Origin of the sequence: Rhizobium sophoriradicis, from assembly GCF_025200795.1 — a bacterium.
Classification (GTDB): domain Bacteria; phylum Pseudomonadota; class Alphaproteobacteria; order Rhizobiales; family Rhizobiaceae; genus Rhizobium; species Rhizobium sophoriradicis.
The window spans coordinates 1666298-1688550 of the sequence record NZ_CP104152.1; the positions used below are offsets into that span (position 1 = coordinate 1666298).

Sequence of the window (22253 nt, forward strand, 5' to 3'; positions counted from 1 at the left end):
GACCGGACGGGAAATGTCGGAAACTGTATTTTTGACTGTGCCAGAGCATGTTGCCATCATCATGGATGGCAATGGCCGCTGGGCCAAGCAACGTGGCCTGCCGCGCACGATGGGCCATCGCAAGGGCGTCGAGGCTGTGCGCGAGACAGTGCGCGCGGCCGGCGCGGCCGGCATAAAATATCTGACCCTCTTTGCCTTCTCCTCGGAGAACTGGCGCCGGCCCGAGGCTGAAGTCTCCGATCTGCTTGGTCTGCTCAAGGCTTTCATCCGCCGTGACCTGGCCGAGCTTCATCGCCAGAATGTGCGCATCAGGGTGATCGGCGATCGCCACAGCCTGCGCAGCGATATCCTCGGTCTGCTGCTCGAGGCGGAGGAGACGACCAAGGATAATACGGCGCTGACGCTGGTCATCGCGTTCAATTACGGCTCGCGTGATGAAATCTCCCGCGCTGTGGTGAGCCTGGCCAAGGACGTCGAGTCCGGCCGCCTGAGGGCGCAGGATATCACGCCTGCGCTGATCGACGCCCGTCTCGACACGGCGGGCATCCCCGATCCGGATCTCATCATCCGGACCAGCGGCGAGGAGCGGCTTTCCAATTTCCTGCTGTGGCAGGCCGCCTATTCGGAATTCATCTTCGTTCCGGAATATTGGCCGGATTTCAGCCCGGAAATCTTTCGCTCGGCGCTCGAAAAATTCGCCTCCCGCGACAGGCGTTTCGGCGGCCTGTCGTCGCAGGCAGCCGCGGTTGGCACCTGATGCAGCAGGAACTGAAACTGCGCATCGCTTCCGGGCTGATTCTCGCAGTCATCGTTCTTGCCGCCACCTGGTATGGCGGCCTTGCCTTCCGCATTCTGGCGGCCGTGATCGGCCTGCTGATCTATTATGAATGGTCGAAAATATCAGGCGTCGCACGTGACTGGGTTTCCAATGCCGTCGGCTGGATCGGCGAGGCGGCGATCGCTTTGCTGGTGCTTGTCGGCAATTTCGAATTTGCCGCCGGCATGCTGGCCGGCGTGACCGCCGTCGGCATCGCGCTGATCATCCTTCACGGCACCAGCCGCTGGTTCCCGGCGGGCCTGTTTTATGCCGGCGCCACCGGCGTGGCGCTCGCCGGTATCAGAGGCGACGACCGGCCCGGCCTTTATGCCATGCTCTTTGTCTTCGCCGTCGTCTGGACAACCGATATCCTCGCCTATTTCGTCGGCAGGGCTCTGCGCGGGCCGAAGCTTGCGCCCTCGATCTCGCCCGGAAAGACCTGGTCCGGCGCCATCGGCGGCGCCGTCTCGGCGGTCGCAGCCGGCGTCGTTCTTGTCCATTTTCTTGTTCCGGGCGCGGAAGTCGTTGCCGCCGGCGTGGCGCTCATTCTGTCGGTTTGCAGCCAGTCGGGCGATCTGTTCGAATCTTTCATCAAGCGAAAATTCAGGGTCAAGGATTCAAGCCGTCTCATCCCGGGCCACGGCGGCGTCATGGATCGAGTCGACGGACTGATTTTCGCCTGTTTTTCGGCGTTCTTGCTTGCTGGGCTTTTTTCCTTGATAAAGGGGGCTGAAATGACGTCTCTCGGCTCGGCATTGTTCGGCCTCTGATGAGGCTGCAGGCTGACGGAAGGAACTCAAGGAAGTGATGAGCGGCCTATATACATTTTTGATGGGGAATGTCGTCACCTTCATCCTGGTGCTGTCGCTGCTCGTCTTCGTGCATGAGATGGGCCATTACCTCGTCGGGCGCTGGAGCGGCATCCGCATCCTGGCCTTTTCTGTCGGCTTCGGTCCGGAGATATTCGGCTTCACCGATCGCTATGGGACACGCTGGAAGATTTCGGCAATCCCGCTTGGCGGTTACGTCCGTTTCTTCGGCGATGAGGATGTTTCAAGCAAGCCCGACAACGATGGGATCGCCGCCATGTCCGAGGAGGACAGGGCGCGCTCCTTTGCCGGCGCCAAGCTGTGGAAACGCGCCGCGACCGTCGCCGCCGGCCCGATCGCCAACTTCCTGCTGGCAATCGCCATTTTCGCCGTTCTTTTCTCGGTTTATGGCCGCATGATCGCCGATCCCGTCGTTGCCGAAGTTGCGCCGGACGGAGCGGCTGCTGCCGCCGGCATCCTTCCCGGCGATCTGCTGGTTGCCATCGACGGCAACAAGGTCGAGACCTTCGACGACGTGCGCCGCTACGTCGCCATTCGTCCAAGCCAGAAGATTATTGTGACGGTCGAGCGCGGCGGCCAGAAGCTCGATGTGCCGATGGTGCCGCAGCGGACCGACCGGACAGACCAATTCGGCAACAAGATCGAACTCGGCCAGATCGGCATCATCACCAACAAGGAAGCGGGCAATTTCCGCCTGCGGACCTACACGCCGCTTGAGGCGGTGCGTGAGGGTGTGATCGAAAGCGCTGGCATCGTTACCGGCACCTTCAAATATATCGCCAATATCTTCGCCGGGTCGATGCGGGCCGATCAACTGGGCGGGCCGATCCGCGTGGCGCAGGCGTCCGGCCAGATGGCAAGCCTTGGTATCGGCGCAGTGCTGCAACTTGCTGCCGCACTTTCAGTTTCGATAGGATTGCTTAACCTGATGCCCGTTCCGGTACTTGATGGCGGCCACCTGATGTTCTATGCGGTGGAGGCGGTGAGGGGCAGACCCCTGGGTTCCAAGGCTCAGGAAATTGCGTTTCGCATCGGCTTGGCAATGATACTGACATTGATGGTTTTTACGACCTGGAACGACATAAGCGTGAGCTCAGGGTAAACGCGCAAGGCAAGGGAATTACTATTTATTTACGATGTTTCAAGGCTGTAGTGGCGAATGGGTCACGCTTCGAAATGAAGTAAACAGAAATTAACGCCCTCCCTTGCTTGTATGTCAAAAGCGGGTAAAACGACACACGTGACCGGAATCGGGTTCTCCCGGGGACGGGGACGAGGGAAAAAAGGTAATAGGTGAAATGAAGGCTGGTTCAAAGTTTTTGAACGCAGTATCGGCGGTTGCGCTGTCTGCTAGTGTTGTTGCTTCGGGCGCAGGCGCTTTGACGTTCGTTTCCGCTACGGCCGTCGAGGCCGCGGTTATCCAGCGCATTGATGTGCGCGGCGCCAGCCGCGTCGGCGCGGAAGCTGTCCGGTCGAACCTGACCATCACGCCCGGCAAGAGTTTTTCGAACACAGACATCGATGACTCGGTCAAGCAGCTCTACGGCACCGGTTACTTCTCCGACGTCAAGATTTCGGTCTCCGGCGGTACGCTCGTCGTCAATGTCCAGGAGGCCCAGCTCGTCAATCAGGTCGTCTTCAACGGCAACCGCAAGATCAAGGACGACAAGCTCGCGACGATCGTCCAGACCCATGCCGCCGGCCCCTACAGCGACACCCAGATCCAGGCCGATATCCAGGCGATCAAGGAAGCCTATGCCGCCACCGGCCGCAGCGAAGTCGAAGTGACGACGCAGGTCGTGCCGCTCGGCGAGGGCCGCGTCAACCTTGCCTTCGTCATCAACGAGGGTGACCGCACCAAGATCGATGCGATCAATTTCGTCGGTAACAATGCCTACAGCGCCGGCCGCCTGGCTGCCGTCATCAACACCAAGCGTTCGAACTTCCTTTCGTTCCTGACCCGCAAGGACGTCTACAACGAAGACAAGCTTCACGCGGACGAAGAAGCGCTTCGCCAGTTCTATTACAACCGCGGCTATGCCGATATGCGCATTGTCTCTTCCGATGCGAGCTTCGACGAGGCAACCAACAAGTACACGCTCACCTTCAATATCGAGGAAGGTCAGCGTTACGACTTCGGACCGGTGACCGTGCAGTCGACCGTCGAAGGCGTCGGCTCGGATCAGCTGCTGCCGCTGGTGCGCACGAAGGAAGGCCATGTCTACAGCGCCAAGGAGGTGCAGAAGTCAATCGAAGCGATCTCCGATCAGGTGGCCTCTGCCGGTTATCCCTTCGCGCGCGTCACGCCGCGCGGTAACCGCGACCTCAACAACAACACGATCGGGGTCGAGTATCTGGTCGACCAGGGCGAGCGCGCCTATGTCGAGCGCATCGAAATCCGCGGCAACAGCCGCACGCGCGATTACGTCATCCGCCGCGAATTCGACATGAGCGAAGGCGACGCCTTCAATCAGCAGATGATCACCAAGGCCAAGCGCCGCCTCGAAGCGCTCGGCTATTTCTCCTCCGTCAATATCTCCACCCAGCCGGGCAGCTCGCCGGATCGCGTCGTGGTGGTCGTCGACGTGCAGGATCAGTCCACCGGTTCGTTCGGCGTCGGTGCGGGTTATGCCGCCGGCGGTGACGGTCTGCTGCTCGAAGCTTCGATCGAAGAGAAGAACTTCCTCGGCCGCGGCCAGTACATCCGCATCTCGGCCGGCGGCGGTCAGGAAGGTTCGCGCGCCTACGGCGTCAGCTTCACCGAGCCCTATTTCCTCGGCTATCGTCTGGCGGCGGGCTTCGACGTCAACCACAGCGAGACGTCGAGCAACGACAACTACGATTACGAGGAAACCAGCGTCGTCCTGCGCGTCACCGCGCCGATCACCGAAGATCTGGCGACGACCTTCCGTTATAACTACAAGCAGATGAAGTATGACGCTGATAACGGCGATCTTTCCGACCTGTCGGCTCCATATCAGCACCTCGTCGAGGACAGCCCGTGGACGCGGTCTTCCATCTCGCAGACGCTGACCTACAACACGCTCGACGACACCGTCCTGCCGCGCGAGGGCATCTACGCGACGGCGACGCAGGAAATCGCCGGTCTCGGCGGTGACTCGCAGTTCTACAAGATCTACGGCAAGGCGCGTTATTACCACCTGCTCGCTGACGATGCCGATATCATCGGCTCGGTTTCGGCCTCGGCTGGTTATGTCGTCGGCTTCGGCGAGCACCTGAACGTCTTCGACCAGTTCACGCTGACCAACGGCGACATTCGCGGTTTCGAAAACAAGGGCATCGGCCCTCGCGTTGCCGGCACCAACGACGATCCGCTGGGTGGTACGACGTATTTCACGGCGTCGGCCGAAGCAACCTTCCCGATGCCGGGCTTCCCGCGTGACTTCAATCTGCGCGGCGCGGTCTTCGCCGATGCGGGCACGCTGTTCGGCAACGACGTCGACCTCAGGGGCGACGGCATCGAGGGTGAAGACGCCTCGCTGCGCGCTTCCGTCGGTGTCGGCGTCGTCTGGCAGTCTCCTTTCGGTTCATTGCGTCTGGATTACGCAATCCCGGTCCTCAAGGAAGACTTTGACAAGACGCAGAACTTCAAGTTTGGCATCAACAACCAATTCTGATATCGGCAGTCCGGAACTGTAAGACTCAATTCCGTTCTGGAGCATTGCCGATGGAGCAAAACGTTTTTTTTCTGCCCCATGAAGGTCTGAAGCTCGCTGAGCTGGCAGAGTTTCTTGGGGCGGAACTCGCCAATTCCGATCATGCCGATGTCATTGTCCGATCCGTCGCTCCCATCAACCGGGCGCGGGCGGGCGATGTTTGTTACATCCTGTCGCGCCGCAGCCGGGATGAGCTGCTGACCTGCGAGGCTTCGGCGGTGATCTGCGACAAGGCGCTCGCCGACCTCGTACCTCAGCATATCCCGATCATCCTGTCGTCCAATCCGCATGCGGCTTTTGCGATAGCAGGCGGCCTGTTCTATCCGGCAGCACTGCGTCCGGTCGCCATTTCGCCGGGTGAAAGCGAGATCGCGCCGAGCGCGGTGATCGATCCGAGCGCCAGGCTGGAAAAGGGCGTGATCGTCGAGCCGCTGGCGGTTATCGGCGCCCATGCCGAAATCGGCGAAGGCACCCGCATCGGCGCGCACAGCATCATCGGTCCGGGCGTCAAGATCGGCCGGGATTGTTCGATTGCAGCCGGCGCCAGCATTCTCTGTGCGCTGATCGGCAACGGCGTCATCATCCACAACGGCGTTCGCATCGGCCAGGACGGTTTCGGGTATGCGCCCGGTCCGCGCGGCATGATCAAGATCGTCCAGATCGGCCGGGTGATCATCCAGGATAATGTCGAGATCGGCGCCAATACCACGATCGACCGCGGCGCCATGGACGATACGGTAATCGGCGAGGGGACCAAGATCGATAACCAGGTCCAGATCGGCCACAACGTCCAGATGGGCCGCCATTGCGCCATTGTCGCGCAGGTCGGCATCGCCGGCAGCACCAAGATCGGCAACGGCGTGCAGATCGGCGGCCAGGCCGGCATCAAGGGCCATGTGACGATCGGCGACGGCGTGCAGATCGCCGCCAAAAGCGGTATCATGACCGATCTTGCCGCCGGCGGGCAATATGGCGGCGTGCCGGCTCGTCCGCTGAAAGACTATCTGAGAGAGGCGGCGCAACAAGTGGCGAAGTCCAAGTTGCGCGGGCGGAACCCTGGAGGCAAGGAAAATGACTGAGGAAGCCACGACGACGCTTTCTTCGGCTGACATCATCGAGATCATGAAGCTGTTGCCGCATCGCTATCCGTTTCTGATGGTCGACAAGATCATTGAGATCGATGGCGACAACTCAGCGGTCGGCATCAAGAACGTCACGGTGAACGAGCCGCATTTCACCGGCCATTTTCCGGAGTCGCCGATCATGCCGGGCGTGCTGCTGATCGAGGGCATGGCGCAGACGGCGGGGGCGATCTGTGCCAAGAAGGAAGGCCAGCCCGGCAACCTTGTCTACTTCATGACCATTGAGAATGCGCGCTTCCGCAAGCCGGTTGTGCCCGGCGATCGCGTCGAATTCCACGTTAAGAAGCACAAGCAGCGTGGTAATATCTGGAAATTTCATTGCGACGCCAAAGTGGACGGCGCGCTGGTCGCCGAGGCCGATATCGGCGCGATGATCGTTCGTAAGGATCAGGCATGAGTACGATTGCCGAAAGCGCCCGCATTCACCCGATGGCCGTCGTCGAAGACGGGGCCACCATTGGTGAGGGCGTGAAGATCGGTCCCTTCTGCCATGTCGGGCCGCACGTCGTCCTGCATGAAAATGTCGAGCTCCTGGCGCATGCGATCGTCACCGGCCGGACCGTGATCGGCAAGGGCACGCGCATCTTCCCGATGGCGGTCGTCGGCGGCGATCCGCAGAGCGTGCATCACGCCGGCGAAGAGACGACGCTTTCGGTCGGCGCCAACTGCACGATCCGTGAAGGCGTGACGATGAATACCGGTACCGCAGATTTCGGCGGCCAGACGATCGTCGGCGACAACAATCTGTTCCTGGCCAATTCGCATGTGGCACATGATTGCCGCGTCGGCAACCACGTGATCATGTCGAACAACGTCATGCTCGCCGGCCACGTCGTCATTGAGGATCGTGTCATTCTCGGCGGCGGGTCGGCCGTTCATCAGTTCACCCGCGTCGGCCGCCAGGCTTTCGTCGGCGGGCTGTCGGCAGTGAGTTACGACGTCATTCCCTACGGCATGCTGAACGGCAATCCCGGGCTGCTGGGCGGCCTCAATGTCGTCGGCATGACGCGCGCCGGCATCGACCGCGCTGTCATCCACAGGGTCCGCCGCGCCTACAAGGCGATCTTCGAGGGAACGGCCTCCGTGCGTGAGAACGCCGCGGCCATCCGCGAGGAATATGCCGATTGCGCAGAGGTGATGCAGATCCTGGATTTCATCGCCGCCGATAGCGACCGCGCCCTGTCCTCGCCGACCCGAGGTCAGAAGGGCTAGCCGTGGCTTTATCAAGCGACACCGCGGCGGGCCGGCTAGCGATCATCGCCGGCGGCGGCCTTCTGCCTTCCTATGTCGCGGAAGCCGCACGCGCCGCTGGCGAAAATCCTGTTATCGTCGCCCTGAAGGACGAAAGCGACCGGCGTTGGGAAGGCTACGACCACGCCATTATCGGCATCGGCGATTTCGCTGCCCTCGATAGTCTTCTCAACCGTTATGGCATCGGCCGCGTGGTGATGTCGGGCAGCGTGCGCCGCCGGCCGGAATGGCGTGAGGTGCGCCCGACGCTGCGTATTCTGATGAGGGTGCCGGCTGCGATCCGCACCCTGCTCTCCGGCGGCGACGATACGGTCCTGCAGATGGTGATCCGGCTGATCGAGGGAAATGGCCGGCGCGTCGTCGGCGCCCATGAGATCGCCCCCGACCTGCTGGCTTCCGTCGGTCCGCTTGGCGCCGTCACACCCGGTGACGAAGATCGGCGCGATATCAGCCGTGCTGCCGAAGCCGCCGAGACGCTCGGCCGGCTGGATGTCGGGCAGGGCGCCGTCAGCATCGGCGGGCGGGTTGTCGCACTGGAGGGTCTTGAGGGCACCGACGAGATGCTTGACCGTGTCGCCGGGCTCAGAGCCGCCGGGCGCATTTCGACGCGCCGCCGCGGCGTGCTCGTCAAGCTCTGCAAGCCGCAGCAGGATATTCGTGCCGACCTGCCGGCGATCGGCGTTTCCACGGTGCTGAACGCCGGTAAAGCCGGCCTTGCCGGTATCGCCGTCGAAGCCGGCCGCTCGCTGGTGCTCGATCGTGCTGCCGTCATCCGCGCCGCCGACGAGACAGAGCTTTTCGTCTGCGGCATTGATCGCGGCCTGCCGGAATGGGGGCTGGAATGAACGGCGCGCCGCTGAAGATTGCCGTCATTGCCGGTGAGGTGTCAGGCGATCTCCTCGGCGCCGACCTCATCGCTGCGCTGAAGCGCATCCATGACGGACCGGTGGAACTTGTCGGCGTCGGCGGGGAGGGGCTGCAGGCGGAGGGCCTGCGATCCCTGTTCGATTTTTCCGAACTGTCGATCATGGGCATCACCCAGGTGCTGAGCCGGCTGCCGAAGCTGTTTGGCCTGATCCGCCGGACAACGGCCGAGATCATCGCCGCGAAGCCTGACATTCTGCTCATCATCGACAGCCCGGATTTCACTCATCGCGTGGCAAAACGTGTCCGCACGGCGCTGCCGGATTTGCCTGTCGTCAATTATGTCTGTCCGAGCGTCTGGGCCTGGAAGGAATATCGCGCCAACCGCATGCTTGCCTATGTCGATCACGTGCTCGCCGTTCTGCCATTCGAACCGGCGACGATGCAGCGCCTCAACGGCCCGGCAACGACCTATGTGGGGCATCGCCTGACCGCTGACCCTGCGCTCCTGGAGACCCGACGCCTGCGCGCCGGAAGACGGCCCGGCAGCGGCACAATCCTGCTTCTGCCCGGCTCACGCTCCTCGGAAATCCAGAAGCTCCTGCCGCATTTCGAGGCGGCGGTGAGCGAACTTGTCTCCCGCAATGGGCCGATGCGTTTTATCCTGCCGACGATGAGACACAAGGAAGGGCTTGTGCGCGAATTGACTGCGAAATGGGCGGTAACGCCGGAGATCGTTGTCGGCGCAGAAGCAAAGTGGAAGGCTTTCGTCGAGGCCGATGCGGCCATGGCCGCATCCGGAACCGTTATTCTCGAGCTGGCGCTTGCCGACGTTCCCGTCGTCTCAGCCTACAAGGTCGACTGGATCATGCGGTTGCTGACATCGGGCATCAAGACCTGGACAGGAGCGCTGCCGAACCTGATCGCCGATTACGCGGTCGTGCCGGAATATCTGAACGATATCGTTCGCGGGGCAAGTCTCGCACGCTGGATGGAAAGGCTGTCGGCCGACACTCTCCAGCTCAAGGCGATGAAGGAAGGCTATCAGCTGATCTGGCAGCGCATGCAGACCGAAAAGCCGCCCGGCGAACATGCTGCCGAAATCCTGCTCGAGGTGCTGAAAAAGAAAAAACCCGGTCGTTTCTGACCGGGTTTTCGTTTGAGCCGATTGGTCTCAAGCGATCAGCGCTTCGAAACCGGGATGTAGTCGCGCTTCGGTTCGCCGACATAGAGCTGGCGCGGACGGCCGATGCGCTGTTCCGGATCCTCGATCATCTCGTTCCACTGCGCGATCCAGCCGACGGTGCGGGCAAGCGCGAAGAGCACGGTGAACATGGTCGTGGGGAAGCCCAGCGCCTTCAGCGTGATGCCGGAATAGAAGTCGATGTTCGGATAGAGCTTCTTCTCGATGAAATATTCGTCGGTGAGCGCGATGCGCTCCAGCTCCATCGCCACTTCCAGCAACGGATCATCCTTGATGCCGAGTTCGCCGAGCACTTCATGCGTCGTCTTCTGCATGATCTTGGCGCGCGGATCGTAGTTCTTGTAGACGCGGTGGCCGAAGCCCATCAGGCGGAACGGATCGTTCTTGTCCTTGGCGCGGGCAATATACTCAGGAATGTGGTCGACCGTGCCGATCTCCGTCAGCATGTTGAGCGCTGCTTCATTGGCGCCGCCATGCGCCGGGCCCCAGAGGCAGGCGATGCCGGCGGCGATGCAGGCGAACGGGTTGGCGCCCGACGAACCGGCGAGGCGGACCGTCGAGGTCGAAGCATTCTGCTCGTGGTCGGCATGCAGGATGAAGATGCGGTCCATGGCGCGCGAAAGCACCGGATTGACCACATATTCCTCACACGGAACGGCAAAGCACATGCGCAGGAAGTTCGACGCATAGTCGAGGTCGTTCTTCGGGTAAACGAAGGGCTGGCCGATATGGTACTTGTAGGCCATGGCGGCAAGCGTCGGCATCTTGGCGATCATGCGCAAGCTGGCGACCATGCGCTGGTGCGGATCGGTGATGTCGGTCGAGTCATGATAGAAGGCCGACAGCGCGCCGACGCAGCCGCACATGACGGCCATCGGATGCGCATCGCGGCGGAAGCCGGTAAAGAAGCGGCTCATCTGCTCATGCACCATGGTGTGATGCGTGACGCGATAGTCGAAGTCCTTCTTCTGCGCTGCCGTCGGCAGTTCGCCGTAGAGAAGCAGATAGCAGACCTCGAGGAAGTCGCCATGTTCGGCGAGCTGCTCGATCGGATAGCCGCGGTGCAGCAGAACGCCTTCGTCGCCATCGATATAGGTGATTTTGGATTCACAGGATGCGGTCGAGGTGAAACCCGGATCGTACGTGAAGGAGGCGGTGTTCTTGTAGAGAGCACCGATATCGATGACGCTCGGGCCGATCGTGCCGCTTTTGACGGCGAGGTCGACTGATTTGTCACCGATTTTTATTGTTGCGCTTTGATCCGTCATGCTGATCCTCCGAAATGTCGGTGGCGCCACAAAAGCGCCATAGGGGTTAAGCGTCCTTTGCGATAGCTATATGATCGCGAGGCTAATGCCAAGTTACCGTGACGCCATTTTGTGCATTGCGGCATCACCTTTTAGGCACTGCAGCGATGAGCAGCACGCATAGCGGAAGCCGATGATTCAACTGATCTTTTCGCGCTCGCAATTTTCGCCCGTATTTCAATCGATTATTCTTGCCGGATGAGCTCGGAGGTTGCATTCTGGGCCCAGGGTGAGGTCATTTTGGGCGGCGCATGCAGGAGTTGACGACAGTCGAATTGCGGCCGCAAGCAGGCGTCGGCCTTGCCGATCCCGTCGCGTTTCCGGCTCCTGCCGTGGGATCGCGGCCGGCAAAAACGCAGTCTGCGGTGCCATTGCGCCACCGGCTGACGACCGCGGTCGCACAATTGCTGCGCGCTGCCGGCCGTTTGCTCAGCGAGGAGGCCGACCACGGCCGCCTGCTCCTGTTCTCGCCGGTCTTCCTCGGCGCCGGCGCGGCATACTGGTTTCTTGCTGCAACGGATTTTCCGCTCCTTCCATCGTTGCTCTGCCTGTCGGTGCTGATGCTTGCGGTGCTCGTCGCCGGCCGCAGCCGGCCGGCCTTGCGGGCAACCTTTATGGCGCTTGCCCTCGTGGCATGCGGCATGCTCTGTGCGCAGCTCGAAAGCTGGCGGGCGTCGACTGTCATCCTCGATTCATCCGTGACAACGACGGTGACGGGCCGCGTCGAGCGGCGCGAAGGCGACGATCGCGGGCGGTGGCGCTATGTTCTTGCGGTCACCGGCACCGAGGCGCCACAGGTGAAGCGGCCGCCGAGGCGCATAACCGTGATCGCCCGCGGCGCCGATGCGTCCTTCGAGATCGGTGACGTCATCACCGGCCGAGCACGGTTGACGCCGCCGGCGGGACCGGCGCTTCCCACCCTCAACGACTTTTCCTTCGGTGCCTATTTCGATGGCATCGGGGCCAACGGCTTCTTCTACGGCGCGCCCGAGAAAGTCGATTCGCAGGCAGGCCCGCAGCCTGCGAGATCGACGTCCGAAGCTCTGCTCGAATGGCTTTACCAGTTGCGCAGCGGCATCGGCGATCGCATACGCTCGATTCTGCCCGGCGACACGGGCGCTTTTGCCGCTGCTCTGGTGACCGACGAGCGGCGCGCCATCTCGAAGGAAACGACGGAGGCGCTGCGCCAGTCCGGCCTTGCGCATATCGTGGCGATCTCGGGCCTCAACATGGCGTTGTCGGCCGGCATCTTCTTCGTCGGTTTCCGGATGCTGCTCAGCCTCGTTCCTGGTGTCGCCCAAGCCTATCCGACAAAGAAGATCGCCGCCGCCGGCGCGCTCATCGCCGTCACGGCCTACTTCCTGATCTCAGGATTCGGGGTTTCGGCCGAGCGCGCCTTCATCATGATGGCGATCATGCTGATTGCCGTCTTCTTCGATCGGCCGTCGATCAGCCTGCGCAATGTCGTTCTCTCGGCGCTCGTCATCATCGCCATTTCACCCTCCGAAGTCTTGGGTCCGAGCTTCCAGATGTCCTTTGCCGCGACTTTGGCACTGGTATCGGGCTACCAGCTGTGGAAGGAGCGGCGCGTCCGGGAAAACCCGTTGCTGAAGCTGCCGGTGCTGCGGCTGGTCGTGGCGGTCGCCGGTTTCTTCGGCGGCGTCTTCCTGACCTCGCTGATCGGCGGCTTTTCCACGGCGTTGTTTGCGGTCGAGCATTTTCATCGCCTGACAGCTTATGGCCTGCCGGCGAACCTTGCGACGATGCCGATCATCTCCTTCATCGTCATGCCGGCCGGGCTGCTGGCGATGTTGCTCATGCCATTCGGCCTGGACGCTCCGCTCTGGACGGTGGTCGGCTTCGGCCTCGATCTGGTGATTGCGGTCGCCAAGACGGTGTCCGCCTGGGGCGGCGATATCGACCTCGGCCGTTTGCCCGCCTGGTATTTCGCGGTGGCCGTGGCAGGCTTTCTGCTGCTGACGCTGCTCCGCACCCGATTGCGCCATGCCGGCACATCGATCCTCGCCGTCTCGACGCTTATCGTGCTGATCCTGCCGGGTTCCCGACCGCCGGATCTGGTGATTTCCGAGGATGGTGGTCTGGTCGCGCTCGTCGCGACGGCGGCAATGGCTTCCAACCGTGAAAACCCGCCGGACTTCATCTTCGACCAGTGGCAGAGAGCGCTGGTCCTGCCGACGCACCACCCGCCGAAGATGCTGGATGGCCCTGCCATCCCGCCGCAGGGTGAGGACCGCCGCCTCAGGCTTTCCCGCGATCAGCAGAATGAGGCGAGGACGGCAATGATGGCCGCCGCAGCCGGCGGTGAGGCAAATCGTTTTTCCTGCGTCAAGAAAGCCTGGTGTATCGCCAGGCTCGGCAATGGCCATGTCGTCGCCGTCATCGACAATGCCGCCTATCTCGGCCCGGCCTGCGACGCCAGCGAGATTGTCGTGACCGCGGTGCGCCTGCGTTTCGACCGCTGCCACTCGGGTGCGACACTCTTCACCGGCGAGACGCTGCGCAGGACCGGTTCCGTCGAATTGCGTTTTGCGCAGACAGGCCCCGAGGTCGCAACCGCATTCGATACCTTGTCGCGTCCATGGATGCGCCATCGCGCCTATGATTGGCGCAAAGACGCTTTTACCGAATCAGCCCCGTTGGCTGTCAGTGATAGCGGCGAATGAGGCCGACCAGCTTGCCCTGCACCTTGACCCGGTCAGGCCCGAAGATGCGGGTCTCGTAAGCCGGGTTGGCGGCTTCGAGGGCGATCGAGGCGCCCTTGCGGCGAAAGCGTTTCAGCGTCGCTTCCTCGTCGTCGACGAGCGCAACGACGATATCGCCGGGGCTTGCGGTGCTGCCGTTGCGGATGATCACGGTGTCGCCGTCGAAGATCCCGGCGTCGATCATCGAATCGCCCTTGACCTCCAGCGCGTAATGTTCGCCCGAGCCGAGCATATCCGCAGGAACGACGATGTCGTGCGTATTGTTCTGGATCGCCGAGATCGGCACGCCGGCGGCGATCCGGCCCATGACCGGCACGGAGACAGAGCTGCCGTTGTCGGCGATCGGCTTTGCGGCAGCGGGGGCGGCGACCGGCTGGGGCTTGCCGAGGCTGCCTTCGATAACGCTCGGTGAAAAACCGCGGCGCGGCTGAAGACTGGGGCTATAGGCCTCCGGCAGCTTGATCACTTCCAAGGCCCGGGCCCGGTTCGGTAGGCGGCGAATGAAACCACGTTCCTCCAGCGCCGTGATCAGGCGATGAATGCCGGATTTCGAGGCGAGATCCAGGGCATCCTTCATCTCGTCGAAAGAGGGAGGAACGCCGGATTCCTTCATGCGCTCATGAATGAAAAGGAGAAGCTCCTGTTGTTTGCGCGTGAGCATCGACGTCAGACCCCTGATTGAAACAAATCCAGAACGGACCCTATATGTTCCATATGTGTTCCGCAAGTAGCTAAATTTCCGTAAAACTTCGCGCCAACTCGTCCAGATTTTTATTTTCATTCGCCGGATTGGCGCACATGTCTTGCATTGGGAATGGGGCTGTCGCACATCTCTTTGACGTGTCAGGAGGGGTCCTATGATCGCACATTCCGCCAAGCCGCACCCGCTGGATCATGTCGTGCTGCCCGTCGTCAATATCGATCTGGCGCGCGAAAGGCTCGGGAAGCTCGGCTTTACCGTCGCCGCCGATGCGCGCCATCCGTTCGGAACGGAAAATGCCTGCGTCTTTTTCGCCGACAAGACCTATATCGAGCCGCTCGGCGTGGCGAGCGTCGAGGAGAGCGAGGCGGCGGCCCGTCAGGGGAATGTCTTCATCGCCCGCAATCGTGCCTTTCGCTTCCGCTGCGGCGAGGAGGGGCTTTCGGCGCTGGCCTTCCTCACCGAGGATGCCGGCCTCGATCATCGGCGATTCGTCGGCAACGGCGCGAGTGCCGGCGAGATGCTGCAGTTCAGCCGGCCGATGCGGATGCCAGACGGTTCCGAAAGCGTCGGCAGCTTCAAACTGGCCTTTTCAGGAGATCTGCGCGCGCCCGACTTCTTTCTCTTCACCTGTCAGCGCATCAACTCCTTCCCGGCCGATCGCGCGGCGCTGGAGGCGCATGCCAACGGCGTGACGGGCATTGCCGAGATCGCGCTTTGTGCGCCGGAGCCGGTTGCGTTTGCCGCCTTCGTTGGTCTTGCGGTCGGGCAAACGGCGGTGGAAAAAACCGGTTTCGGTATGAATATCGCGGCATCGAATGCCAAGATCAGCCTGATGACGCCGGAAGGGCTGGAGGCCTATTTCGAGCTTGTCGTCTCCTCCGCCGATCGTGGTCTGCGCGGCCGGGCAATCCTCTTCACCGTTACCGATCTTGCCGTGACAGAAGCGCATTTGGCTGCTAACGGAGTGACATACACACGCAAGAACAATCGCATTCTGGTGAAGCCCACGCCCGGGCAGGGCGCGCTTTTTGCCTTCGAGGAACCACGATGAGCACTGATACCAATTCCGAGGTCAAGATCGGCGAAGGCGAAGGCCAGGTCACCTTTTCCAATACCGGCCGCCTGTCGCTGATTGCCGGCCCCTGCCAGATGGAGAGCCGTGATCACGCTTTCATGGTCGCCGGCACGCTGAAAGAGCTCTGCGCAAAGCTCGGCATCGGCCTCGTCTATAAGAGTTCCTTCGACAAGGCGAACCGCACCTCACTCTCGGCCGAGCGCGGCATCGGGCTTGAAAAGGGCATGCAGGTCTTCGCCGACCTGAAGCGGGAATTCGGCTTTCCCGTCCTGACCGACGTCCACACCGCCGAGCAATGCGCCGAGGTGGCGGAGGTGATCGACGTTCTGCAGATCCCTGCCTTCCTATGCCGCCAGACGGATCTTCTGATCGCTGCCGCCAAGACGGGCCGCGTCGTCAACGTCAAGAAGGGCCAGTTCCTCGCCCCCTGGGATATGAAGAACGTTCTGAAGAAGCTCAATGCCAGCGGCAATCCGAACGTGCTGCTGTGCGAGCGCGGCGCCTCCTTCGGCTACAACACGCTGGTTTCCGACATGCGCTCGCTGCCGATCATGGCGGCGATGGGTGCGCCCGTCATTTTCGATGCGACCCATTCAGTCGCCCAGCCCGGCGGGCAGGGCGAGTCCTCCGGCGGCCAGCGCGAATTCGTCGAAACGCTGGCGCGCGCAGCCGTGGCGACGGGTATTGCCGGTGTCTTTCTCGAAACCCACCAGGACCCTGACAACGCTCCGTCCGACGGCCCGAACATGGTCTATCTCAAGGACATGCCGCGGCTGCTTGAGAAATTGCTTGCGTTCGATGCGGTTGCCAAGGCTTGACGTTCAACAGGTTGACATGATCGTGGTTTAGGCCACTTCAGAACGCCGGTACGAAGGCTGGAAATTGCGGCATTGTAATTTGCACGCCTTCGATTATGACAGGCTTCGAACGATTGATCACCCACCGAGCAGGAAGAACCCATGACTGCAATCACCGATATCATCGCCCGCGAGATCCTCGATAGCCGTGGCAACCCCACCGTCGAAGTCGACGTCTATCTCGAAGACGGCAGCATGGGCCGCGCGGCTGTTCCCTCGGGCGCCTCGACGGGCGCCCATGAGGCGGTCGAGCTGCGCGACGGCGGCAAGCGCTACCTCGGCAAGGGCGTAGAGAAGGCCGTCGAGGCCGCCAACACCGAGATCTTCGACGCCATCGGCGGCATCGACGCCGAAAACCAGATCCAGATCGACAACATCATGATCGAACTGGACGGCACGCCGAACAAGTCGCGTCTCGGCGCCAACGCCATCCTCGGTGTGTCGCTCGCCGTCGCCAAGGCTGCCGCCCAGGCCTCCGGCCTGCCGCTCTACCGTTATGTCGGCGGCGCTTCGGCGAGCCTGCTGCCGGTGCCGATGATGAATATCATCAACGGCGGCGCTCATGCCGACAATCCGATCGACTTCCAGGAATTCATGATCCTGCCGGTCGGCGCCGATTCGATCGCCGAAGCCGTGCGCATGGGTTCGGAAGTCTTCCATACGCTCCGCAAGGAGCTTGCAGCCCAGGGCCACAACACCAATGTCGGCGACGAAGGCGGTTTCGCACCGGGCCTGAAGAGTGCTTCGGAAGCCCTCGACTTCATCGTCAAGTCGGTTGAAAAAGCCGGCTACAAGCCGGGTGAGGACATTTACCTCGGCCTCGACTGCGCCTCGACGGAATTCTTCAAAGACGGCAAATACGTGCTCGAAGGCGAAGGCCGCACGCTCGAATCGGGCGCCATGGCCGAATATCTGGCCGAACTCGCCGCCAAGTACCCGATCATCTCGATCGAGGACGGAATGGCTGAAGACGATTGGGACGGCTGGAAGGCGCTGACCGACCTCACCGGCAAGAAGACGCAGCTCGTCGGAGACGATCTCTTCGTCACCAACTCCGCCCGTCTGCGCGACGGCATCCGCATGGGTGTCGCCAACTCGATCCTCGTCAAGGTCAACCAGATCGGTTCGCTGACGGAAACGCTCGATGCGGTCAATACGGCGCACAAGGCGGCCTACACCGCCGTCATGTCGCACCGCTCCGGCGAGACCGAGGATTCGACCATCGCCGATCTCGCGGTTGCCACCAACTGCGGCCAGATCAAGACCGGTTCGCTGTCGCGTTCCGACCGTCTCGCCAAGTACAACCAGCTGATCCGCATCGAGGAGGGCCTTGGCCCGCAGGCCCAGTATGCCGGCCGCTCGATCATCCGCGGCTGATCGGATCTGATTTGAATGGCTTCACCCGCGCCCACCCGGCGCGGGTTTTTTATTGCCTGATTTTTACGGTCAACGAACGGTTAATCTCTGCGCATTATGCTGAACGAATTGGTAATGCGTTCAAGAGCATACGTGTATGTGGACAAAGCATCATAAGAAGAGAAAGCTCGGCCGCTTCGTCATTCCGGCCATGACGGTCGCCTTCCTTTCCTATTTCGGTTATCATTGCATCCATGGCGATTACGGGTTGCGTGCGACCGAGACGTTCGAGCGTCAGCGCGTCGAGCGCGAAAAAGAGCTTGCGGTATTGAAGGCGAAGCGCGAACATCTGGAAAGTCAGGTCGCGCTCCTCAGTGACGGTTCGCTCGACAAGGATATGCTGGACGAAAAGGCGCGCTATCAGCTGAACATGTCGCGCGCGGACGAGATCGTCATATTTAATCATTATGCCAATTAACCGGAATTCGGTTAATTGCGATTTCTGATGTATTTACAATAGCTTAGTGCCGAATACGAGCCATGCAATTATGGCATTGCTGTGGTCATATTTCTTCCCTATGGTACGCGCCATCGAGAAACGACAAACCCATAGGGAGGGTTGAATGGCGCCGCGAAAGACCGCGACCGTTTCCAGCCGCAAAACTGCAGCAAAACCAGCAGCCAAAGCATCGAATGGAGGCCCGGTAGCCGACTTCGATCGGGATGAGGAACTCAAGGCCTATCGCGAGATGCTATTGATCCGCCGCTTCGAGGAGAAGGCCGGTCAGCTTTACGGCATGGGCTTCATCGGCGGCTTTTGCCATCTCTACATCGGTCAGGAAGCCGTTGTCGTCGGCATGCAGATGGCGCAGAAGGAAGGCGACCAGGTCATCACCGCCTATCGCGACCACGGCCACATGCTGGCAACCGGCATGGAAGCGCGCGGCGTCATGGCGGAGCTGACCGGGCGCCGCAGCGGCTATTCCCACGGGAAGGGCGGCTCGATGCATATGTTCTCGAAAGAGAAGCATTTCTACGGCGGTCACGGCATCGTCGGCGCCCAGGTTTCGCTCGGAACCGGTCTCGCCTTTGCCAATCGCTACCGTAACAACGGCAATGTCGCGATCGCCTATTTCGGCGACGGCGCCGCCAACCAGGGCCAGGTCTACGAGAGCTTCAACATGGCCGCTCTCTGGAAGCTGCCGATCGTCTATATCGTCGAGAACAACCGCTACGCCATGGGCACCTCGACGGCCCGCGCCACCGCGCAGTCGAACTATTCGCTGCGCGGCTCCGGCTTCGGCATCCCTGGCATCCAGGTCGACGGCATGGACGTGCGCGCCGTCAAGGCGGCGGCCGACGAGGCGCTCGAACATTGCCGCTCAGGCAAGGGCCCGATCATTCTCGAAATGCTGACCTATCGTTACCGCGGCCACTCCATGTCCGACCCGGCGAAATATCGCTCCAAGGAAGAAGTGCAGAAGATGCGCTCCGAGCAGGATCCGATCGAGCAGGTCAAGGCGCGCCTCATCGAAAAGGGCTGGGCCTCCGAAGACGATCTGAAGGCGATCGACAAGGATGTCCGCGACATCGTCGCCGACAGCGCCGACTTCGCCCAGGCCGATCCGGAGCCGGATGCATCCGAGCTCTACACCGACATTCTGCTCTAATCGGGGGAGGGAACCCATGCCTATCGATATCCTCATGCCCGCCCTCTCTCCGACGATGGAAGAAGGCACGCTGTCCAAATGGCTGAAGCAGGAAGGTGACAAGGTCACCTCCGGTGACGTGATCGCCGAAATCGAAACCGACAAGGCGACGATGGAAGTCGAAGCCGTCGACGAAGGCATCATCGGCAAGCTGCTGGTCGATGCCGGCACTGAAGGCGTCAAGGTCAACACCAAGATCGCAGTGCTGCTGCAGGACGGCGAATCGGCTGACGCGATTTCCACCGCTCCTGCCGCTGCTCAGCCGGCTCCGGTCGCTGCTCCGCAGGTTGCTCAGGAAGAAAAGCCGACAAATACCGGTTCCGCTTCTGCTCCCGTTCCCGCAGAGCCCAAGGCCGTCGTTCCGAACGACCCGGAAATCCCGGCCGGCACCGAAATGGTGTCGATGACCGTGCGCGAAGCGCTCCGCGACGCCATGGCCGAAGAAATGCGCGCCAGCGACGACGTCTTCGTCATGGGCGAGGAAGTCGCCGAATACCAGGGCGCCTACAAGGTCACTCAAGGACTGCTGCAGGAATTCGGCCCCCGTCGCGTCATCGATACGCCGATCACCGAACACGGCTTTGCCGGTGTCGGCGTCGGCGCCGCCATGGCCGGCCTTCGCCCGATCGTCGAATTCATGACTTTCAACTTCGCCATGCAGGCGATCGACCACATCATCAACTCGGCCGCCAAAACGCTTTATATGTCCGGCGGCCAGATGGGCGCTCCGATCGTCTTCCGCGGCCCGAATGGTGCAGCCGCCCGCGTCGGCGCCCAGCACAGCCAGGATTATGCGGCCTGGTACAGCGCCATCCCCGGCCTGAAGGTCGTCATGCCCTACACGGCATCCGACGCCAAGGGCCTGCTCAAGGCGGCCATCCGCGATCCGAACCCGGTCATCTTCCTCGAAAACGAAATTCTCTACGGCCAGCACTTCGATGTGCCGAAGCTCGATAATTTCGTCCTGCCGATCGGCAAGGCCCGCATCCATCGTCAGGGCAAGGACGCCACGGTCGTCTCCTTCGGCATCGGCATGACCTATGCGACGAAGGCGGTTGCCGAACTCGAAAAGATCGGCATCGACGTCGAACTGATCGACCTTCGCACTATCCGCCCGATGGACCTTCCGACGGTCATCGAATCGGTCAAGAAGACCGGCCGTCTCGTCACCGTCGAGGAAGGTTATCCGCAGTCCTCTGTCGGCACCGAAATCGCCACCCGCGTCATGCAGCAGGCCTTCGATTATCTCGATGCGCCGATCCTGACGATTGCGGGCAAGGACGTGCCGATGCCTTACGCCGCCAATCTCGAAAAGCTGGCGCTTCCGAACGTCGGCGAAGTCGTCGATGCGGTGAAGGCTGTTTGCTACAAATAAGGGGAGGGTATCTCGATGCCGATCAATATCACGATGCCCGCCCTCTCTCCGACCATGGAAGAAGGCAATCTTTCCAAGTGGCTGGTCAAGGAAGGCGACAAGGTCAAGTCTGGCGATGTGATCGCCGAGATCGAGACCGACAAGGCGACGATGGAAGTCGAAGCCGTCGATGAAGGCACGGTCGCCAAGCTCGTCGTTGCCGCCGGCACCGAAGGTGTCAAGGTCAACGCGCTGATTGCCGTTCTTGCCGCCGATGGCGAGGATGTCGCCGCCGCCGCCAGCGGTGCGGGCTCCGCTGCTCCGGCAAAGGCTGAAGCCGCACCGGCTGCGAAGGCCGAGGCTGCACCGGCCCCGGCCGCTCCGGCTGCTGCGCCCGCTGCCGCACCCGCGGCAGTTTCGGCCGGCGGCAACCGCACCTTCTCTTCGCCGCTTGCCCGCAGGCTAGCGAGAGAAGCCGGCATCGACCTTTCGGCGGTTGCAGGCTCCGGCCCGCATGGCCGCGTCGTCAAGAGTGATGTCGAAGCCGCCGTTGCCGGCGGCGGTGCAAAAGCTGCCGCCGCGCCGGCCGCTGCTCCCCCGCAGGCTGCCGCAGCTCCGGCTCCGGCCGCCGCAGCGCCGAAGGGCGCTTCCGATGACGCCGTGCTCAAGCTGTTCGAGCCGGGCTCCTACGAGCTCGTGCCGCATGATGGCATGCGCAAGACGATCGCCCGGCGCCTGGTTGAATCCAAGCAGACGATCCCGCATTTCTATGTCAGCGTCGATTGTGAGCTCGACGCTCTGATGGCGCTGCGTGCCCAGCTGAACGATGCGGCGCCCCGCAAGGACAACGCTCCGGCCTATAAGCTTTCGGTCAACGACATGGTCATCAAGGCCATGGCGCTGGCGCTGCGCGACGTTCCCGAGGCCAACGTGTCGTGGACGGACAGCAACATGGTCAAGCACAAGCACGCCGATGTCGGCGTCGCCGTCTCGATCCCCGGCGGCCTGATCACCCCGATCATCCGCAAGGCCGAGCAGAAGACGCTGTCTGTCATCTCCAACGAGATGCGCGACCTCGGCAAGCGGGCCAAGGATCGCAAGCTGAAGCCCGAGGAATATCAGGGCGGCACCAGCTCCGTCTCCAACATGGGCATGATGGGCGTCAAGAACTTCGCCGCCGTCGTCAACCCGCCGCATGCGACGATCCTGGCGGTCGGCGCCGGCGAGCAGCGGGTCGTCGTCAAGAACGGCGAAATGGCGATCGCCACCGTCATGAGCGTCACACTGTCGACCGACCATCGCTGCGTCGACGGCGCGCTGGGCGCCGAGCTGCTCCAGGCCTTCAAGGGCTACATCGAAAACCCAATGGGCATGCTTGTCTGAT

The 22253-nt window shown here is 61.8% G+C and carries 19 protein-coding genes; 17 read left to right on the plus strand and 2 right to left on the minus strand.

Going from position 1 to position 22253, the window contains the following annotated elements:
• The first annotated feature begins 13 nt into the window (after nucleotides 1–13).
• From N2597_RS08480 to lpxB, 9 genes are all read left to right on the plus strand, one after another.
• Nucleotides 14–757, plus strand: a complete 744-nt coding sequence (locus N2597_RS08480) for an isoprenyl transferase (RefSeq protein ID WP_077993852.1) — start codon at nucleotides 14–16, stop codon at nucleotides 755–757.
• The gene (locus N2597_RS08485) at nucleotides 757–1587 is read left to right on the plus strand and encodes a phosphatidate cytidylyltransferase (protein WP_183596404.1); all 831 of its coding nucleotides are present in this window, start codon (nucleotides 757–759) and stop codon (nucleotides 1585–1587) included. The genes N2597_RS08480 and N2597_RS08485 overlap by 1 nt, the downstream gene beginning before the upstream one ends.
• Before the next feature lie 37 nt (nucleotides 1588–1624).
• A complete protein-coding gene (gene rseP, locus N2597_RS08490; RefSeq protein WP_183596402.1) occupies nucleotides 1625–2749 on the plus strand; it encodes an RIP metalloprotease RseP in 1125 nt (374 codons plus the stop codon).
• A gap of 196 nt (nucleotides 2750–2945) precedes the next feature.
• Nucleotides 2946–5285 carry an outer membrane protein assembly factor BamA gene (bamA, locus tag N2597_RS08495; protein ID WP_183596400.1) on the plus strand — a complete coding sequence of 780 codons (2340 nt, stop codon included), beginning with the start codon at nucleotides 2946–2948 and terminating at the stop codon, nucleotides 5283–5285.
• A 50-nt stretch (nucleotides 5286–5335) separates the two neighbouring features.
• Nucleotides 5336–6403 carry a UDP-3-O-(3-hydroxymyristoyl)glucosamine N-acyltransferase gene (gene lpxD, locus N2597_RS08500; protein WP_183596398.1) on the plus strand — a complete coding sequence of 356 codons (1068 nt, stop codon included), beginning with the start codon at nucleotides 5336–5338 and terminating at the stop codon, nucleotides 6401–6403.
• Nucleotides 6396–6863: a 3-hydroxyacyl-ACP dehydratase FabZ gene (fabZ, locus tag N2597_RS08505; protein WP_077993839.1), complete on the plus strand. Its 468-nt coding sequence runs from the start codon at nucleotides 6396–6398 to the stop codon at nucleotides 6861–6863. The genes lpxD and fabZ overlap by 8 nt, the downstream gene beginning before the upstream one ends.
• Entirely contained in the window at nucleotides 6860–7678 is an 819-nt protein-coding gene (lpxA, locus tag N2597_RS08510) for an acyl-ACP--UDP-N-acetylglucosamine O-acyltransferase (protein ID WP_038688686.1), read from the plus strand. The genes fabZ and lpxA overlap by 4 nt, the downstream gene beginning before the upstream one ends.
• A 2-nt stretch (nucleotides 7679–7680) precedes the next feature.
• The gene (locus N2597_RS08515) at nucleotides 7681–8562 is read left to right on the plus strand and encodes an LpxI family protein (protein ID WP_077993838.1); all 882 of its coding nucleotides are present in this window, start codon (nucleotides 7681–7683) and stop codon (nucleotides 8560–8562) included.
• A complete protein-coding gene (lpxB, locus tag N2597_RS08520; protein ID WP_183596396.1) occupies nucleotides 8559–9728 on the plus strand; it encodes a lipid-A-disaccharide synthase in 1170 nt (389 codons plus the stop codon). The genes N2597_RS08515 and lpxB overlap by 4 nt, the downstream gene beginning before the upstream one ends.
• Before the next feature lie 35 nt (nucleotides 9729–9763).
• Here lpxB and gltA read toward each other — a convergent pair whose 3' ends face one another.
• Nucleotides 9764–11053 (minus strand): citrate synthase, encoded by a 1290-nt coding sequence (gene gltA / locus N2597_RS08525; protein ID WP_038688692.1) that lies wholly within the window; start codon nucleotides 11051–11053, stop codon nucleotides 9764–9766.
• 290 nt (nucleotides 11054–11343) lie between these two features.
• Here gltA and N2597_RS08530 point away from each other — a divergent pair, with 290 nt between their 5' ends.
• Nucleotides 11344–13776, plus strand: a complete 2433-nt coding sequence (locus tag N2597_RS08530; protein WP_077993837.1) for a ComEC/Rec2 family competence protein — start codon at nucleotides 11344–11346, stop codon at nucleotides 13774–13776.
• Here the strand turns inward: N2597_RS08530 and lexA are convergent.
• Nucleotides 13757–14476 carry a transcriptional repressor LexA gene (gene lexA, locus N2597_RS08535; RefSeq protein WP_009995727.1) on the minus strand — a complete coding sequence of 240 codons (720 nt, stop codon included), beginning with the start codon at nucleotides 14474–14476 and terminating at the stop codon, nucleotides 13757–13759. The genes N2597_RS08530 and lexA overlap by 20 nt on opposite strands.
• A gap of 196 nt (nucleotides 14477–14672) precedes the next feature.
• Here lexA and N2597_RS08540 point away from each other — a divergent pair, with 196 nt between their 5' ends.
• From N2597_RS08540 to N2597_RS08570, 7 genes are all read left to right on the plus strand, one after another.
• On the plus strand, nucleotides 14673–15569 hold the full coding sequence (locus N2597_RS08540; protein WP_039619556.1) for a VOC family protein: 897 nt from the start codon (nucleotides 14673–14675) through the stop codon (nucleotides 15567–15569).
• On the plus strand, nucleotides 15566–16411 hold the full coding sequence (gene kdsA / locus N2597_RS08545) for a 3-deoxy-8-phosphooctulonate synthase (protein WP_009994476.1): 846 nt from the start codon (nucleotides 15566–15568) through the stop codon (nucleotides 16409–16411). Before N2597_RS08540 ends, kdsA begins: the two co-directional genes overlap by 4 nt.
• A gap of 141 nt (nucleotides 16412–16552) precedes the next feature.
• Nucleotides 16553–17827 (plus strand): phosphopyruvate hydratase, encoded by a 1275-nt coding sequence (gene eno / locus N2597_RS08550; protein WP_038688698.1) that lies wholly within the window; start codon nucleotides 16553–16555, stop codon nucleotides 17825–17827.
• Nucleotides 17828–17963: 136 nt separating this feature from the next.
• Nucleotides 17964–18284 (plus strand): FtsB family cell division protein, encoded by a 321-nt coding sequence (locus tag N2597_RS08555; RefSeq protein ID WP_010053587.1) that lies wholly within the window; start codon nucleotides 17964–17966, stop codon nucleotides 18282–18284.
• A 145-nt stretch (nucleotides 18285–18429) separates the two neighbouring features.
• Nucleotides 18430–19476, plus strand: a complete 1047-nt coding sequence (pdhA, locus tag N2597_RS08560; protein WP_038688700.1) for a pyruvate dehydrogenase (acetyl-transferring) E1 component subunit alpha — start codon at nucleotides 18430–18432, stop codon at nucleotides 19474–19476.
• Nucleotides 19477–19492: 16 nt separating this feature from the next.
• Nucleotides 19493–20890, plus strand: coding sequence for a pyruvate dehydrogenase complex E1 component subunit beta (locus N2597_RS08565; RefSeq protein WP_183596394.1), 1398 nt, complete (start codon nucleotides 19493–19495; stop codon nucleotides 20888–20890).
• A gap of 15 nt (nucleotides 20891–20905) precedes the next feature.
• Nucleotides 20906–22252: a pyruvate dehydrogenase complex dihydrolipoamide acetyltransferase gene (locus N2597_RS08570; protein ID WP_183596392.1), complete on the plus strand. Its 1347-nt coding sequence runs from the start codon at nucleotides 20906–20908 to the stop codon at nucleotides 22250–22252.
• The last annotated feature ends 1 nt before the right edge of the window (nucleotide 22253 follow it).

Coding starts and splice junctions, on each gene's coding strand:
- eno (WP_038688698.1), top strand. CDS start 16,553: ATGACTGCAATCACCGATATCATCGCCCGCGAGATCCTCGATAGCCGT.
- lpxA (WP_038688686.1), top strand. CDS start 6,860: ATGAGTACGATTGCCGAAAGCGCCCGCATTCACCCGATGGCCGTCGTC.
- N2597_RS08570 (WP_183596392.1), top strand. CDS start 20,906: ATGCCGATCAATATCACGATGCCCGCCCTCTCTCCGACCATGGAAGAA.
- N2597_RS08540 (WP_039619556.1), top strand. CDS start 14,673: ATGATCGCACATTCCGCCAAGCCGCACCCGCTGGATCATGTCGTGCTG.
- rseP (WP_183596402.1), top strand. CDS start 1,625: ATGAGCGGCCTATATACATTTTTGATGGGGAATGTCGTCACCTTCATC.
- kdsA (WP_009994476.1), top strand. CDS start 15,566: ATGAGCACTGATACCAATTCCGAGGTCAAGATCGGCGAAGGCGAAGGC.
- lpxB (WP_183596396.1), top strand. CDS start 8,559: ATGAACGGCGCGCCGCTGAAGATTGCCGTCATTGCCGGTGAGGTGTCA.
- N2597_RS08555 (WP_010053587.1), top strand. CDS start 17,964: ATGTGGACAAAGCATCATAAGAAGAGAAAGCTCGGCCGCTTCGTCATT.
- pdhA (WP_038688700.1), top strand. CDS start 18,430: ATGGCGCCGCGAAAGACCGCGACCGTTTCCAGCCGCAAAACTGCAGCA.
- fabZ (WP_077993839.1), top strand. CDS start 6,396: ATGACTGAGGAAGCCACGACGACGCTTTCTTCGGCTGACATCATCGAG.
- lexA (WP_009995727.1), bottom strand. CDS start 14,476: ATGCTCACGCGCAAACAACAGGAGCTTCTCCTTTTCATTCATGAGCGC.
- N2597_RS08565 (WP_183596394.1), top strand. CDS start 19,493: ATGCCTATCGATATCCTCATGCCCGCCCTCTCTCCGACGATGGAAGAA.
- N2597_RS08480 (WP_077993852.1), top strand. CDS start 14: ATGTCGGAAACTGTATTTTTGACTGTGCCAGAGCATGTTGCCATCATC.
- N2597_RS08485 (WP_183596404.1), top strand. CDS start 757: ATGCAGCAGGAACTGAAACTGCGCATCGCTTCCGGGCTGATTCTCGCA.
- bamA (WP_183596400.1), top strand. CDS start 2,946: ATGAAGGCTGGTTCAAAGTTTTTGAACGCAGTATCGGCGGTTGCGCTG.
- lpxD (WP_183596398.1), top strand. CDS start 5,336: ATGGAGCAAAACGTTTTTTTTCTGCCCCATGAAGGTCTGAAGCTCGCT.
- gltA (WP_038688692.1), bottom strand. CDS start 11,053: ATGACGGATCAAAGCGCAACAATAAAAATCGGTGACAAATCAGTCGAC.
- N2597_RS08530 (WP_077993837.1), top strand. CDS start 11,344: ATGCAGGAGTTGACGACAGTCGAATTGCGGCCGCAAGCAGGCGTCGGC.